Consider the following 13,881-nt stretch of genomic DNA (forward strand, 5'->3'; position numbering starts at 1 on the left):
TTCTTTCTGTAAATACACCTTAAAATTTCACTAAACTTATTCTATCATTTAACTGTATAAATGGGGCTTTTTCGCTATAATAAGTGCAGCGAGAAAATTGTAAAGAAGGTTTGAAGATGTCACATATTACGAATCCACGGTTAGCGTTCCTCTGGCAATTAGTGATCATGCTTGCTTCCGCGGTGATTTCAGCGTTTGCGTTAAATGAGTTTTTGATCCCGGCCAATACTTTTAGTGGTGGGGTCAATGGGATCGCCCAGATTCTCTATTCCGCCGGTAAGCCACTGGGGCTACATATTAATACTGGGTATTATATTCTGTTATTCAATACCCCAATTGCGTTGCTCGGTTGGTTCAAATTAGGACATCGGTTCACGATTATGAGTTTTGCCACCGCCTTTTTAACTTCAGCGGCGGCTGTAATCATGCCGGTGGTGAACGTGGCCCACAACCCCTTATTAGGGGCGTTATTTGGCGGGGTGTTAACTGGCGTTGGGATTGGAATCACAATGCGTTACGGTTTCTCGACCGGTGGCTTTGATATCATCGTCTTGGTGCTAGAACGTGCTACTGGTCGGACGGTTGGAAGCCTGATGTTTTTGACTAACTTCGCGATTATTATCATCTCTGGGCTGTTATTCAGTTGGGAAAATGCCTTATTTACGATTATTTCCATTTATGCCTCAACGCGGCTTGTTGATCTGATTCATACGCGACATCAAAAACTGACGGCGATGATCGTTACGACTCAAGCAGATGCGGTGTCGAAAGCGATTCAGACGGCCATTTTACGTGGTGTGACGATTACAGATTCGCACGGCGGTTATTCTGGCAAACCGAACGCGACGTTAATGGTCGTTCTCAGTCGCTACGAATTATATGCGTTACAAGCGGCGGTTCAACAAACAGATCAGCATGCGTTTATCAATATTTTAAATACGGTTGATACCTCGGGTTTGTTTATGAATGAACGCCAACAAGCGGAGCAACGAAAGAGTTTACAAAATTAAAAAATTAAGATATGATTAGATTCTATCAAGACTAATAGAGGAGTGTGACAACGATGCCAATCGTACACATTGATTTAATCGCGGGTCGTTCACAAGAACAACTTAAAAATCTCGTCAAAGATGTGACGGATGCGGTCAGCAAAAATACTGGCGCACCAGCTGAACATATTCACGTGATCTTAAGTGAAATGCAAAAGAACCGTTACAGTGTTGGCGGTGTGTTAAAGAGCGACGAAGAGGCTAAATAGTCACTTTGTCTGAACCGGCCAAGCAGTTAGGGCCGGTTTTTTTTGAAAGCTGCATCGTTGTTAAAAAAAGAGAGGTTAGATCGTGAACGAACAAATTACAAACGCTGATTTAAACGCAGCTAAGCATTTAATGGTCGGCGGAGTGGACACTTTAGAGTTGGCTAAGCAGTATCAAACGCCTTTATACGTCTACGATACTGGAGAAATCCGTGCTGAAATTCAGGCTTTCAAGCAAGTCTTTGAAGCCAATCAAGTCAACTATCAAATCAGCTATGCCAGCAAAGCTTTCGCGACGGTTGCGATGTATCAATTGATTGCCCAAGCGGGGATTCATTGTGACGTCGTTTCTGGTGGTGAACTTTATACGGCGAAACAAGCTGGTTTCCCTATGGCACATGTCTCATTTCACGGTAACAACAAGTCACTTGAAGAATTGACCATGGCTTTGGATTACGGGGTCGGCTGTATTATTGTCGATAATTTTTATGAATTAGGCTTATTGCGTGACCTAGCTGCTCAACGGGAACAAGTCACGACGATCATGTTACGTGTGGCACCGGGAATTTCAGCACATACCCATGAGTATATTTCTACTGGTCAAGAGGATTCCAAGTTTGGCTTTGATTTGAACAGTGGGCAGGCTGACGAGGCCGTCAAACAAGCCCAAGCAGCGCCATTCTTAGATTTAATTGGGATTCATTGTCACATTGGGTCGCAAATTTTTGAACTGGATGGCTTCAAGATGATCGTGGATAAACTAGTAACGGTCTTTGCTCGTTGGCGGAATGATTTGGGCTTCTACCCACAAGTCATGAATGTCGGTGGTGGTTTTGGGGTGAAATATACGTCCGAAGACCAACCCTTATTGCCAACGGAATTTGTCGATGCAATTATTAAAGAAACAATGGTTCAGACGCAAGCTAAAGCAGTCCCAATGCTGGAAATCTGGATTGAACCAGGGCGTTCGTTGGTTGCGACGGCTGGGATGACCTTGTACACGCTCGGTGCGTCTAAAGATATTCCAGGCATTCGGAAGTATTTAGCAGTTGATGGTGGCATGGGTGATAATATCCGGCCCGCTTTATATGAAGCCAAATACGAAGCCGTGTTGGCTAAAGACCCGACGTTACCAAGTAAAGAAGTGGTCTCCATTGCGGGGAAGTATTGTGAGTCCGGTGACATGTTGATCTGGGATCAAAAATTACCAGCAACTCAACCTGGTGACGTGCTAGCGGTCTTAGATACTGGCGCATATGGTTATTCAATGGCTAGCAATTATAACCGTAATCCGCGGCCCGCAGTCGTTTTTTGTGAGGACGGCCATAGTCAACTCGTTGTCCAACGTGAAACTTATACGGATTTGACCCGTTTGGATGTGCCATTGGTGACTAAAACTGAAGTGAATAATTAAGTTTATGGACGAGAATGAAAATTTCTCGTCTTTTTTATTGATTTAGGTTCTTTTGAGATAAAATAGAATTATATCAATAAATGAAGGCTATTTTGATTGAGAGAGGGATATTGATGACAAAATTAACAGCGCCTATTGGGGTCTTTGACTCCGGTGTCGGTGGCATTAGTACGTTACAAACACTAGCAAAAACGTTACCACAAGAAGATTTTATTTTTTATGGCGATTCTAAAAATGCGCCTTATGGTGAGAAGTCTGCGGCCACTGTGACGGACTTATCGAAGCAAGTGGTTGAACAATTGCGTGCGCATGCCGTGAAAGCTATCGTCATTGCTTGTAATACTGCCACTTCTGCAGCTAAGCCAGCGCTGATTACGGCTTACCCAGATTTACCAATTCTAGGCATCGAACCGGCACTCAAGGAAGCGGTTGACGCTGGCAAGCAACACATTTTGGTGATGGCGACGCCACTGACCTTGAGTCGACCGAAATACTTGGCCCAACGCAATCGGTTTAGTGACCAAGCGATGATTCAATCGTTACCTTGTCCGGGATTAGCCGACCTGATTGAAGGTGGCGAGGCTCAGTTACCCGCGATTCGGCGTTTGCTGACCAAGTTGCTCACACCACTAAGTGATCGACCAATTGATGCGGTCGTCTTAGGTTGCACACACTATCCATTTATTGAGGGACTGATTCGTGAAAGATTTGCCGCTGGTACTGCTTTTTACACAGGCTATTCTGGCATTGCGGCTAATTTGAAACAAACCTTACAACGGCAACAATTACTCAGAACGGATGCGCATCAACAAACGGTTTCTTTTTATAGTAGTAATGAGACATGTGCTGAAATCAAGCTATATCAGCATTTATTTGAACATGGCATTGAATTGGACTAATTTTTAGCAAAGATTTGAGACTAATTACCGCAATATGAAAGTGAGGTTGATTGCATGCGAATTAATGTCCTACAGCATACTCCAAATGAAGGTCCCGGGGCGATTCAGACTTGGTCACAACAACATGGTCATCAGCTGTTTATCTATCATCCGTATCAATTTGGCCAGTTACCGACAGCGGCAGAAACGGACCTCTTGATCATTCTGGGCGGTCCAATGAGTCCAAATGATGACCTAGATTGGATCAAACAAGAACGCGTGCTTATTCAGCAATTGTTAAATACGGACAAACCAATTTTCGGCGCATGTTTTGGCGCACAACAAATCACAAAAACTTTAGGCTATCCTGTGAGCAAGGCACCGGCCAAGGAAGTTGGTTGGGCACCGGTTTATCGACAGAGTACGGTAATTCCTGGCATTCCCGCTAAATTGATGGCATTGCATTGGCATGAAGAAATGTTCGCGATTCCCGCAGAGGCGACTTGGTTATTTTCAAGTGACCGTGTCGCTAATCAAGGGTTTGTGATGAATCATCGGGTCGTGGGGTTACAGTTTCATTTTGAACCGGAAGCGGACAATGTGCGTGAGATGGTTGTCAATGATGGTGCCTATACAGCTGGGTCGGTCTTACAGCAATCACCGGCCGATATTTTAGCGACACTAGTGCCAGCTGAAAATCAGGCAGTGATGTTTAAAATCTTAGACTATATTACTGCTTAATGATGTCAGTCCGAAAAGTGCTGATTTGTAACCTTAATAAATTACTAAATTGCAATTGTTACGACTAGTTAATTGGGCTGGATAAGACTATATTATAAATTAGCTTATATCTAGGAGATTGATCGTATGGGGAATCAACGCCAAAAATCATTAATTGTGGGCTATCATTTAATCGTGACGCTTCTAACAGTTTGGTCGGTTGCAAATGTGTTAATGATGACGTTCCATTTGGGAGACTGGCATCTTGAAATGGGCATCGCCAATGGTTTATTGGCGGTTTTTGCAGTTGATTATTTTGTCCGGCTCGCAACGGCGAAGGATCGCAAGGCTTTCTTAATTCATTCAGCATTTGACTTGATGGGAATCATTCCGATGCACCCAGTCTTTGCTCTGTTTCGGTTAGGGCGATTGGCACGGATGATTCAATATCATCATCTGTTTTGGCGCCTGGGTCTGGACGGTAAATGGAGCCATGATTTTCATCGTTTCCTTTATAGTACGGGATTTATTTATCTGTTTTCAATCAGTATTGCGATTATCGTGTTGAGTGCGCTGTTGTTCTCGGTATTTGAACATCAAAGCCTATCGGATTCATTATGGTGGGCGATCACAACCGCGACTACGGTTGGTTATGGTGACGAAACGCCGCATACACCAGTTGGCAAGATCATCGCAGCGGTCTTAATGATCGGTGGTATCGGGTTTATTGGGTTGTTAACGAGTACGATCACGGACTTCATCACCAATGAAACGAGCCAAAACTTAGTGGAAAAAGACGATGAAAAAGCGTCAGATATCAAATTGTTATTGGCGAAAATCGATCAGTTGACCCAAAAAGTTGATCATCTGCAGACTGAAGTAAAACGGCTAGAAACATCTAAACGTGGTAGTAAAAAGAAATCCGGTTAGTCAAGTGACTGAATGAAATCTTTGGCTGTTATTTGCAAAGTCCTAGCGTTAAGTTAGGCTTGTAAATTAAGCAGATGAGAGGCCATGATCATGAAAAGTCATCAAGAGATTTTAGTTTGGTTAAGCGGGTTACGTGAAAATGGGCGTCGTTGGCATTGGCTAGTGGTGATGTCACTCAGCTTTGCCTTATTGATTGGTGGACTCGGCTGGCAGGCACAAGCAAGTGCGTTTCAGAATAATCGGTCATCCAAGACCGAACTCTTTGATAGCAGAACTGGCGCCATGTTGGCTATAGCAACTAATCATGATGCTAATGCCAATAAAATCAATCAGCTGAGTTTAGGGTTCTTAGCGGCAGGTGGTGTAGTCGGCAGTTATTGCTGGTATCTCGCCAAACATCGTCAACGCTAAAATGGTTGAAAAGGATTGTATGCTCAACTGTCATAATAAAAAACTAACCGTCCAGAAACAATCAACATTTCTGGACGGTTAGTTTAATTTTGGCATCGTTTTTTGCTCATTCAGCAATTTCAAAGTAATCATTCAAGTAGCGGGCGACGCCATTTTGGTCATTATCATAAGGCGTCACGTCATCAGCAGCGGCCTTAATCGCAGTCGTGCCGTTATGCATTGCGACCCCTAAACCAGCGTATTGCAACATTTCTAAATCATTATGTTCATCGCCAAAAGCAATGATATTTTCACGTGAAATTTTAAAATAATCAGCTAAGTACGCGACACCCTTGGCCTTGTGGACGCCTTTTGAGGTGATTTCCAGAATGGCGTTAGGACCACCCCAAACCCCAACATCAACTAAATCACCAAAGCGGTCATTGATCCAGTCAATGATGGCGGACCGTTTGTCTAATTGAACGAGTAAAACTAGTGAGTTCGGATTGCGGGTTAACGTTTCCGGTGTCAAGCGCGGACTGTTGGCAATTTCTGGGAAGAATTTGCCAGCAATCAGATCTTGACCGGCTGTCATGGTACTATTTTTATTTTCAGCAATAATTTCATTGATGCCCAGTTGCTCACGATATTTAACCAATGCCAAGACGATGGCTTTATTGAGCGTAAACTGGTATTCAGAGGCCCATTCTTGATGGGGTAAATGACCCAGCGAACCGTTAAAGTTAATCATCGGGCTAGTGAGTTGCAACCCATCATAGATGGCTTGTGAGCCTTGATAAGACCGGCCAGTGATGATGCTGACAACGTGGCCAGCAGCTTGCAATCGTTGCATGGTTTGGATTGTTGGTTGATTTAACTTAGAATCCGCGTTGAGCGTGGTACCATCTAAATCTAAAGCAATTAATTTACGCGTCATTGAAAAGGTCACCTCAGTTTTCAGAATTGTGCTAAGTGAGTTAAATTTAGCATATTTTCTGAAAGAATGCGAATTCCGTTGCTTGTTGAGGACTGAAAATGTGGTAATCTATTTGAGGAAGACTATCGTTTGAGGAGGATTTTTGGGTGAAGCTACCAGCAGAATTTATTACTAAATATGAAAAATTATTAGGAACAGCCGCGCCGGCTTTTTTTGCAGCGTTTGACGGCTCAGTTGAAAAGGGGTTCCGGGTTAATCCGATGAAGCCAACCACGCCGGCCATGCGGCAAAAAATGACGGCTGCCATTCCGTATAGTCCGATTGGGTATTATGGGAAAGTTAATGGAAATTCTTTGGAACATTTAGCCGGGGCTGTTTATAGCCAAGAACCTAGTGCGATGACGGTCGGCGAAGTTGCCAAGCCGGCGCTCAATGAACGGGTGCTTGATTTGTGCGCCGCACCGGGCGGTAAAACGACCCATTTGTTGAGTTACTTAAAGCAAACTGGTTTGTTGGTTACAAATGAGATTAATCCAAAGCGTGTCACGGCATTGGGTGACAATGTGGAACGTTATGGTGCTCGTAATACTGTCATTACTAATGAGACACCGGCTCATTTAGCCAAAGCCTTACCAGGGTTCTTTGACCGTATTTTAGTAGATGCGCCATGTTCTGGCGAAGGGATGTTTCGTAAAGATCCAGCAGCGATGCAGTATTGGACACCGGACTATCCGGCAGAATGTGCGACCAGACAGCGTGAGATTCTGACTGAAACGGTTAAAATGTTGCGCCCAGGTGGTCATTTGATCTATTCAACTTGTACGTTTGCCCCAGAAGAAGACGAGCAAATGATTGCTTGGCTACTACAAACGTATCCTGAGTTTGAACTTGAACCCATTGAAAAAACTGCTGGGATGGTCGATGCCAAGCCAGAATGGGCAGACGGTAATCCAGAGTTGAATAAGGCTGCACGCTTATTTCCACATTTGATGCGTGGCGAAGGCCACTTTATTGCGAAGCTAGTTTATCATGGTGCAGCTGAACCCAAGGAGCCGAAATTAGTTCGGTCGGATCTCAAACCAGAACAACGTAAACTCTGGGAAGGCTATTTACAACAAACTAAGTTGGCAGCGTTGCCGGGGCTTGTTTTGCAAGCACATGGTGATCAATTGTATGGTGTGCCTGCAATGATGCCTGTAACGCGGCGGTTAAAGATTTTTCGGGCAGGTATACAACTTGGAACTTTCAAGAAAAATCGGTTTGAACCGAGTTATGCGTTGGCTTTAGCTAGCACCGATTTGGACTTGCCAAAATTAGCCATTGACCATGCACAGTGGGAAAAGTACGTGCATGGTGAAACGTTCCAACTTGAAGCTAGCGCTGAAACTGGCTTCACAGTTTTGACTTGTGATGGGCTACCCGTTGGCTTTGGCAAGGTTGTTGGTCGGACGGTTAAAAACTTCTTTCCCAAGGGCTTACGGTTTTTGGCGACTGATGAAAATACGATTTTGTAACTAGCAATTAGATGATATGTACTAACATGGCATCGGCAACTATTCCTGAGTTTGGAATTATCGCTGATGCCATGTTAAGTGAAATAGAAAAATTTTAACGGGCTTTGACCGATAGCTCAAATTGATGCGATTATTGACTGGCAGTTTTAGCGCGCAGAACTTCAATACAATCAACGCAGTAAGGGACGGCGTTGTGTTTTAAGAAAGTGTTGATCTCAGTGAGGGTATGATGAGGTGGAATTTCCAGTAAGAAGTATGCCTCATCCCATTTTTTCAGCACGCGACCACAGTTTTGACAAATTAGCATGTTGAGCACCTCCAGTTAAGTTAAGCCTAATATAAATTAATTTATTGTGAGATGCCCAGCAGTCACATTTGTTAAGATGTTTCCCGAATAGTCGCGACTGACTAAAATTTCCTAAAATTTTGTTATAAGTTAGGTTAAATCGTCATCAGTTGGTGAATCACTGGTATCCTATTAACAGTTAGGCATAATTATGGGAAAGCGAGAATTGGTGAATGTTGAACAAAAATGGACGGATTGCGCTCGGCATTGCCGGACTAATTGAAGTTATTTTACTAATTTGGCAATGGGGTGCCGTCTTAACAAATTTATATACAATCGTTTTGATTGTGGTTGTGGTTTGGCTGAATCAGCAGCAACGTCGCCACCACAATGAACAAGATAAATAAGCCTAGAAGTAGCTACCTGGTCGGATAGCTACTTTTAGTTTACAATCAGTATTAAATCGGCAGACTAATTGGGAGGGTCAAATGCGAAAACTATACTTGGCACAAAATATTTGGTCAATGCGGGGAAAATTTGTGGTTTCAGATGAACAGGGAAAACCGGTCTATCGTGTCGTCGGGAGTCTTTTTAAGTTCGCCAAGCACTTTGATATTTTAAACTTAAATGGGTCGGTAGCGGCGACCGTGACAAAAGCCCCCATCAGCTGGTTGCCACGGTTTGATTTGACAATTGATGGTCGGTCTGTTGCCACGATTCAAAAGAAATGGACACTTTTTAAGCCACGTTATGAACTCTCCGCAGTAGGAATCACGGTCATTGGTGACTTTTGGAATATGAATTTTGAACTACGGCGGGGCAATCGATTGATTGGTCAAGTTGCCAAACGTTGGTTTAGTATCGGAGATAAATATGAGTTGACGGTCGTCGCTGAGGAAGATGACTTACTGGTAGTCGGACTGGTGTTAGCGATTGATTACGCTAAACGACAAGCGGCGGCAGCAGCTAGTGTTTCGGCAAGTCAGTCATGATACCGGGAAGTAATCTGGGAAGACTTTAGTTTCAAAATTAGGCCAAAAAATAAGCGTGGCAGAAAATTGATTTCTGTTACGCTTTTTGATTAGGATAAAGTTTGTTTGTATGTGACAAGTTTTGAGGAGAGTATCAACTTATCAGTCATTTGGTGTAGATCAGCAATCTTTGTAGCACCAACTAAAGCCATCAATAAGCGAAGTTGGTATTGCCAACTATTCAGCATGGCAATCACTTCTTCATCACTGTGGTGGAGCAAGGCATGTAAGATGACCCCAGCAACGCCAACTGCATCCGCCCCTAGCATTAAGGCTTTTAACACATCAAGTGGGTGGCGAATCCCGCCGGCAGCAAAGATTGTTAAGTCGCTCGGATGGTTTTGAACTGCCAGCAGGGATTCGACGGTTGATAAGCCAAACGTGCTGAGATAACTCATTTCTTGTAGTGGTCGACGCCGGTCTTCAATGTCGGCGAAGTTGGTCCCGCCATGGCCGCCGAGATCGATAAAGCGTACGCCAGCGGTATAAAGTTGTTGCATCGTTGGTTTGGAAATGCCGAAACCAACTTCTTTGACAATGACGGGACAAGCTAGTTGTGTCACAAGTTCAGCAATAGTCGCTAACCACTTAAAATCACGATCACCTTCAGGCATGATAATTTCTTGTACCGCATTTAAGTGGAGTTCCAATGCATCTGCGTGTAGCATCTTGATCGCGGTGTGGGCGGCGGTCAGCGAATGACCGGCCCCTAAATTACCGAAGATCAGGCCATGAGGGTCATTTTCTCGTACGGTACTAAAAGTTGGTGCAAGTGTTGGATCTTTAATGGCCACGCTTTGCGAACCAGTTGCCATGGGCAATTTGCAGGCGGCTGCGATTTTACCGAGCCGGGCATTTAGCTTGCCAGTCTGGACTGAGCCACCGGTCATGCCTTCAATATACAATGGTGATGACCAATGCCATGGGCCAATGGTCGTGGCGGTGCTGATTTCAGCCACCGTCGTTTCCGGTAAGGCGTCGTGTCGAATCCGAACTTGGTCGAAATCACTTGGTTGATCAGCGTGAAAGTATTTTTCTGCCAATGAAACGTGCTCGTCCTTACGATGGGATTGTTTACTCTGTGACATTGAGCCACCTCCATGTTATTTTTGATAAAACGCGTGCGACAACAGTTGCTGTCGCACGCGTTTTCTTATGAGATGAGATCATCAGCGACAGTATGTACATTGAGCTTTAAACGTTCAATACCTTCACTGGCCCAACTGGCTAATAGGGGTTGCGGGTTGATTGCACGATCAATAAGGACGATCCCACAATCACCGCCACCAGCACCAGAGGTTTTGGCAGCAGCACCAGCAGCTTCAGCAATTGCAATCATCTTTTTCAAAGTCGGTGTTTCAATCGTGACATGGCTGAAGCGACCGAGGCCTTGCAGTAAGGCCCGATTTTGGCGTAACTCAGTTTGAATCGTAGCGAGATCACCCGCATGGAAGCCGGCAATCATGCGTTTCAAACAGGCTTTGCTTTCGCTCAAGAATGTTTGATATTCACCACGTTGCTTGGCCTTAACGAGCGCGACCTTATCGACTAAATGTGACGTTGAAGCGGGAGAGCCCGTCCAACCAATCATCAATCGTAAGTCGCTAGGTGGTGTCAATAAGTCAATTTTCAAGTTTGGCCAATCCATCGCAAGTAATTCGGTCAAAGTGGATTTTTGACGTTGGACGTGCAGCCATTCCCGGTCGAATGAATGATAAGCAATCCAGCCGCCATAGACGCTGGCGGCAATATCACCAAGTGAGCCATTGCCTTGTACGGATAGGTGGGCGATAGCAGCTAATTTGAATAGTTTATTTTTGTCCATTGGTAAGTGATAGAACTTACAGAGGGCTTTGACCGTCGCAACGGTTACGGCTGCCGAAGAGCCCAGACCGTACTTTTTCCCGTCGGCGCTATCTAATTCACTATTGATACCGAGGTGATAGACGCCAAGTTCACGGCCAGTTTCGTGCGCATAATTTTCAGTTAAGCTGATGGCAGAAAGGATGTAGTGAAAGGGGTTGTCCCGATTGTCGAACACCATTTCGTCTCCTTGACGACGCCAGAAGATTGAATTTTCTTGATACTGTTTAGAAACGATACTCCCGAAGGTATCGCTTGGTGAAATCGTCGCCGTTACAAATTGGTCCAACGCCACGATAATGGCTGGAAATCCATACTCTACAACTGCGTATTCCCCCGCAATGTAAAGTTTTCCAGGTGCTTTCACCGTAATCATGCCATCATGTCCTTTCATGGTCGAGTCGTTTACTCGCCATCACTCTAATCTTGTTAGTGTAAAGTTTCAGTTATTGAGATTCCAGGTCCTGGTTGTGCCACGATCAATTGTGAGGCAGCAAAATAGCGTTGTAGGGCCGTCTTGATCGTGCCCGTATCAGAACTGGCGCAAATGATTTTTACGTTTGGACCTGCATCCAAAGTATAATAACAGTTTATCCCGTTGGCGCGCAAGTCTTGGACGGCTTTAATTGCGGTCAAAGTGTCCGCAGTGAAGTAGTTGAATGCTGGTTTTGCACTCAAATTCAGGGCGTGCATCCGCATGGCATTCGTTTCTGCCAGCTCGCCAACAGCCGCTAAGTCATGCGCAGCAATTGCCTGACGCATGGCGACGAGATCTGCATTGGCGGTTTCGACCCAAGCTGGATAATATGGCGAGGTTGTGACGACGCGTTGCATCCCAGCAGTTGAACTAATGGGTTTTTTGCTTGCTTGTAAGACGACGGCAATCATCTGGATGTCCCAGTCAACGGGGTCCTGGATTGGTTCAGCGTAAGAGCTGGCGTCATCACTACCGGCGTGCCATTCCACAAAGCCACCAAAAATGGAACGGGTGGCGGAACCGGAACCCCGGCGCGCGAGGCGACTTAGGTCGGTCAAGCTTAACTCGAGGCCAGCTGCACGACTACCTGCAGCTGCTAAAGCGGCGAAACCGGAAGCCGATGAAGCGAGTCCCGCTGAGGTGGGGACATGATTACTGGTTTTGACGATGGCGCGGGCAGTTTCACCACTGCGTTCTCGAATCAAGTCCAAGAATTTAATGATTCGTTGGGCTTTTTGAGGGGCGATGACCTTTTGATTGAAGCTGACTTGATCCGCAGTGGCATGGGGGTCAAAGGTGACGCTTGTTTCGGTGTAAAAGTGGTCCAGCGTCAGGGAGATACTGCCATTTTGTGGCAACATCAATTTGGGGTCTTTTTTGCCCCAGTATTTCACGAGCGCAATGTTCGTGTGCGCTTTTACAGTAACGGTTTTTGACATGGCTCCTCCAAATTAATCAGTTGGTAATAGTGGCTCGACCCAAGTGGCAGTAGCGCCCGCGGCCGATAACTTTTGTGATAAGGTGTTGGCGATAGATTCTTCCGGCGCGACGGCAATCATGCAACCGCCTTGACCACTCCCTGTCAGCTTCGCTGCAATGGCCCCATTTTGGCGGGCGACTGCCAAGAGTTGTTCTAAGGCGGGGTGACTGACACCCAAGGAACGTAAATCGTCCTGAGCGTGATTTAAAGCGGTCGCTAGATTGGTCAAATCACCATTGGCCAAAGCTGAGCGCGTTTGTCGTGTGAGCCGACCCAAGTCGTCAATGCGAGTCTGAATCGTTTCGCCTTCGACCATCAAGAGGTTACGGACCGTGGCCACAGCGACCTTGGTCTGACTCTTAATGCCGGTATCCGCAATGACGAGGTAACCAGGTGATTTGACTGGAATCGTATAATTTTCACGGCCTTTGATGAACCAGACCGGTGCTTTGGCACTAGCTGTGGCAACATCTAAGCCACTAGGTTGACCGTGAGTATAACTTTCTGCGATGTTCGCCGTCTTCAACAAGACTTCGTGTGTCAAAGGTTGCTCAAAAAAGTCATAAAAAGCCCGCGTGACGGCCACTGCGGCCGCAGCGGAAGAACCCATCCCACGTTCTGAAGGAATATCACTCGTAATGTGAATATCAAAGCCTTGATCTGGAGCGTTAAAGCGGGCTAATAACGTCTTAATGAGGGCTTGAATCCCACCTAAGTTAGCGCTCATGGTATTAAAATCACCATTAAAGTAACGGCTCTTAACGGTTTGGGCGGTCGTTTGTTGATGGATCACGGCCTGCATTTGAATCGTTGAAATTGGGAGTGCAATTGCGGGTTGTCCATAAACCACGCCATGCTCGCCAATTAGAATAATTTTGGCATGACTAGTGCCGGTAGCTAGATTTTTCAATCGTGTCGCTGCCTTTCTAAATGGATTAATAATAGGATAATAATACCGTATTATGCTGGTTTTGACCATGCTTGGACGTATGACGGCGACTAATTGGTGAAACCTTAAGCAAAAGGCCACAAATTAATTTGGAAATCAAGCCGGTTATCGAGTGGCTTTTTTAAGTGAAAGTCAGTAGGCAAGGGGTGTCTGCTGTGCTAAAATTAGAAAATAATAAAAGATTCGTGATGATTTCATGAAATGACGTTAGTCTGTGGTTGATTAGCGATTTCATGAGAGCAGCGCTATGACTAAAA

16 protein-coding genes are annotated in these 13,881 nt (G+C 45.2%); 10 read left to right on the forward strand and 6 right to left on the reverse strand.

Going from position 1 to position 13,881, the window contains the following annotated elements:
• Positions 1-116 precede the first annotated feature (116 nt).
• From FFM70_RS02720 to FFM70_RS02750, 7 genes are all read left to right on the forward strand, one after another.
• On the forward strand, positions 117-1,010 hold the full coding sequence (locus tag FFM70_RS02720) for a YitT family protein (protein ID WP_137615308.1): 894 nt from the start codon (positions 117-119) through the stop codon (positions 1,008-1,010).
• 53 nt (positions 1,011-1,063) lie between these two features.
• Complete coding sequence (locus FFM70_RS02725) at positions 1,064-1,258, forward strand: 2-hydroxymuconate tautomerase (RefSeq protein ID WP_057707072.1); 195 nt, start codon at positions 1,064-1,066, stop codon at positions 1,256-1,258.
• 82 nt (positions 1,259-1,340) lie between these two features.
• On the forward strand, positions 1,341-2,669 hold the full coding sequence (lysA, locus tag FFM70_RS02730; protein WP_137615309.1) for a diaminopimelate decarboxylase: 1,329 nt from the start codon (positions 1,341-1,343) through the stop codon (positions 2,667-2,669).
• Positions 2,670-2,782: 113 nt separating this feature from the next.
• Entirely contained in the window at positions 2,783-3,568 is a 786-nt protein-coding gene (gene murI, locus FFM70_RS02735; protein ID WP_137615310.1) for a glutamate racemase, read from the forward strand.
• 54 nt (positions 3,569-3,622) lie between these two features.
• Positions 3,623-4,288 carry a type 1 glutamine amidotransferase gene (locus tag FFM70_RS02740; protein ID WP_137615311.1) on the forward strand — a complete coding sequence of 222 codons (666 nt, stop codon included), beginning with the start codon at positions 3,623-3,625 and terminating at the stop codon, positions 4,286-4,288.
• 126 nt (positions 4,289-4,414) lie between these two features.
• A complete protein-coding gene (locus FFM70_RS02745; RefSeq protein ID WP_137615312.1) occupies positions 4,415-5,197 on the forward strand; it encodes a potassium channel family protein in 783 nt (260 codons plus the stop codon).
• A 90-nt stretch (positions 5,198-5,287) separates the two neighbouring features.
• Positions 5,288-5,608, forward strand: a complete 321-nt coding sequence (locus tag FFM70_RS02750) for a hypothetical protein (RefSeq protein ID WP_137615313.1) — start codon at positions 5,288-5,290, stop codon at positions 5,606-5,608.
• A 106-nt stretch (positions 5,609-5,714) separates the two neighbouring features.
• Here the strand turns inward: FFM70_RS02750 and FFM70_RS02755 are convergent, their stop codons facing one another.
• A complete protein-coding gene (locus FFM70_RS02755) occupies positions 5,715-6,524 on the reverse strand; it encodes a Cof-type HAD-IIB family hydrolase (RefSeq protein ID WP_137615314.1) in 810 nt (269 codons plus the stop codon).
• A 146-nt stretch (positions 6,525-6,670) separates the two neighbouring features.
• On the opposite strand from FFM70_RS02755, the gene FFM70_RS02760 reads away from it, so the two are divergent.
• Positions 6,671-8,038, forward strand: a complete 1,368-nt coding sequence (locus tag FFM70_RS02760; protein ID WP_137615315.1) for an RsmB/NOP family class I SAM-dependent RNA methyltransferase — start codon at positions 6,671-6,673, stop codon at positions 8,036-8,038.
• A gap of 130 nt (positions 8,039-8,168) precedes the next feature.
• Here FFM70_RS02760 and FFM70_RS13825 read toward each other — a convergent pair whose 3' ends face one another.
• Positions 8,169-8,345, reverse strand: a complete 177-nt coding sequence (locus FFM70_RS13825; protein ID WP_171002279.1) for a hypothetical protein — start codon at positions 8,343-8,345, stop codon at positions 8,169-8,171.
• A gap of 212 nt (positions 8,346-8,557) precedes the next feature.
• On the opposite strand from FFM70_RS13825, the gene FFM70_RS13830 reads away from it, so the two are divergent.
• Together FFM70_RS13830 and FFM70_RS02765 are read left to right on the forward strand one after the other, a co-directional pair.
• Positions 8,558-8,731: a hypothetical protein gene (locus FFM70_RS13830; protein ID WP_171002280.1), complete on the forward strand. Its 174-nt coding sequence runs from the start codon at positions 8,558-8,560 to the stop codon at positions 8,729-8,731.
• A gap of 81 nt (positions 8,732-8,812) precedes the next feature.
• Positions 8,813-9,316 carry an LURP-one-related/scramblase family protein gene (locus FFM70_RS02765; protein ID WP_137615316.1) on the forward strand — a complete coding sequence of 168 codons (504 nt, stop codon included), beginning with the start codon at positions 8,813-8,815 and terminating at the stop codon, positions 9,314-9,316.
• Between the two features lie 89 nt (positions 9,317-9,405).
• Here the strand turns inward: FFM70_RS02765 and fni are convergent, their stop codons facing one another.
• The 4 genes from fni to mvk all read right to left on the reverse strand — a co-directional run bounded on the left by fni (position 9,406) and on the right by mvk (position 13,585).
• The gene (gene fni, locus FFM70_RS02770) at positions 9,406-10,443 is read right to left on the reverse strand and encodes a type 2 isopentenyl-diphosphate Delta-isomerase (protein ID WP_137615317.1); all 1,038 of its coding nucleotides are present in this window, start codon (positions 10,441-10,443) and stop codon (positions 9,406-9,408) included.
• 65 nt (positions 10,444-10,508) lie between these two features.
• Positions 10,509-11,594 carry a phosphomevalonate kinase gene (locus FFM70_RS02775; protein WP_137615413.1) on the reverse strand — a complete coding sequence of 362 codons (1,086 nt, stop codon included), beginning with the start codon at positions 11,592-11,594 and terminating at the stop codon, positions 10,509-10,511.
• A gap of 53 nt (positions 11,595-11,647) precedes the next feature.
• A complete protein-coding gene (mvaD, locus tag FFM70_RS02780; RefSeq protein WP_137615318.1) occupies positions 11,648-12,634 on the reverse strand; it encodes a diphosphomevalonate decarboxylase in 987 nt (328 codons plus the stop codon).
• Between the two features lie 12 nt (positions 12,635-12,646).
• The gene (gene mvk / locus FFM70_RS02785) at positions 12,647-13,585 is read right to left on the reverse strand and encodes a mevalonate kinase (RefSeq protein WP_137615319.1); all 939 of its coding nucleotides are present in this window, start codon (positions 13,583-13,585) and stop codon (positions 12,647-12,649) included.
• Positions 13,586-13,881 lie beyond the last annotated feature (296 nt).

This window comes from Lactiplantibacillus nangangensis (genome assembly GCF_005405065.1).
Taxonomy (GTDB): domain Bacteria; phylum Bacillota; class Bacilli; order Lactobacillales; family Lactobacillaceae; genus Lactiplantibacillus; species Lactiplantibacillus nangangensis.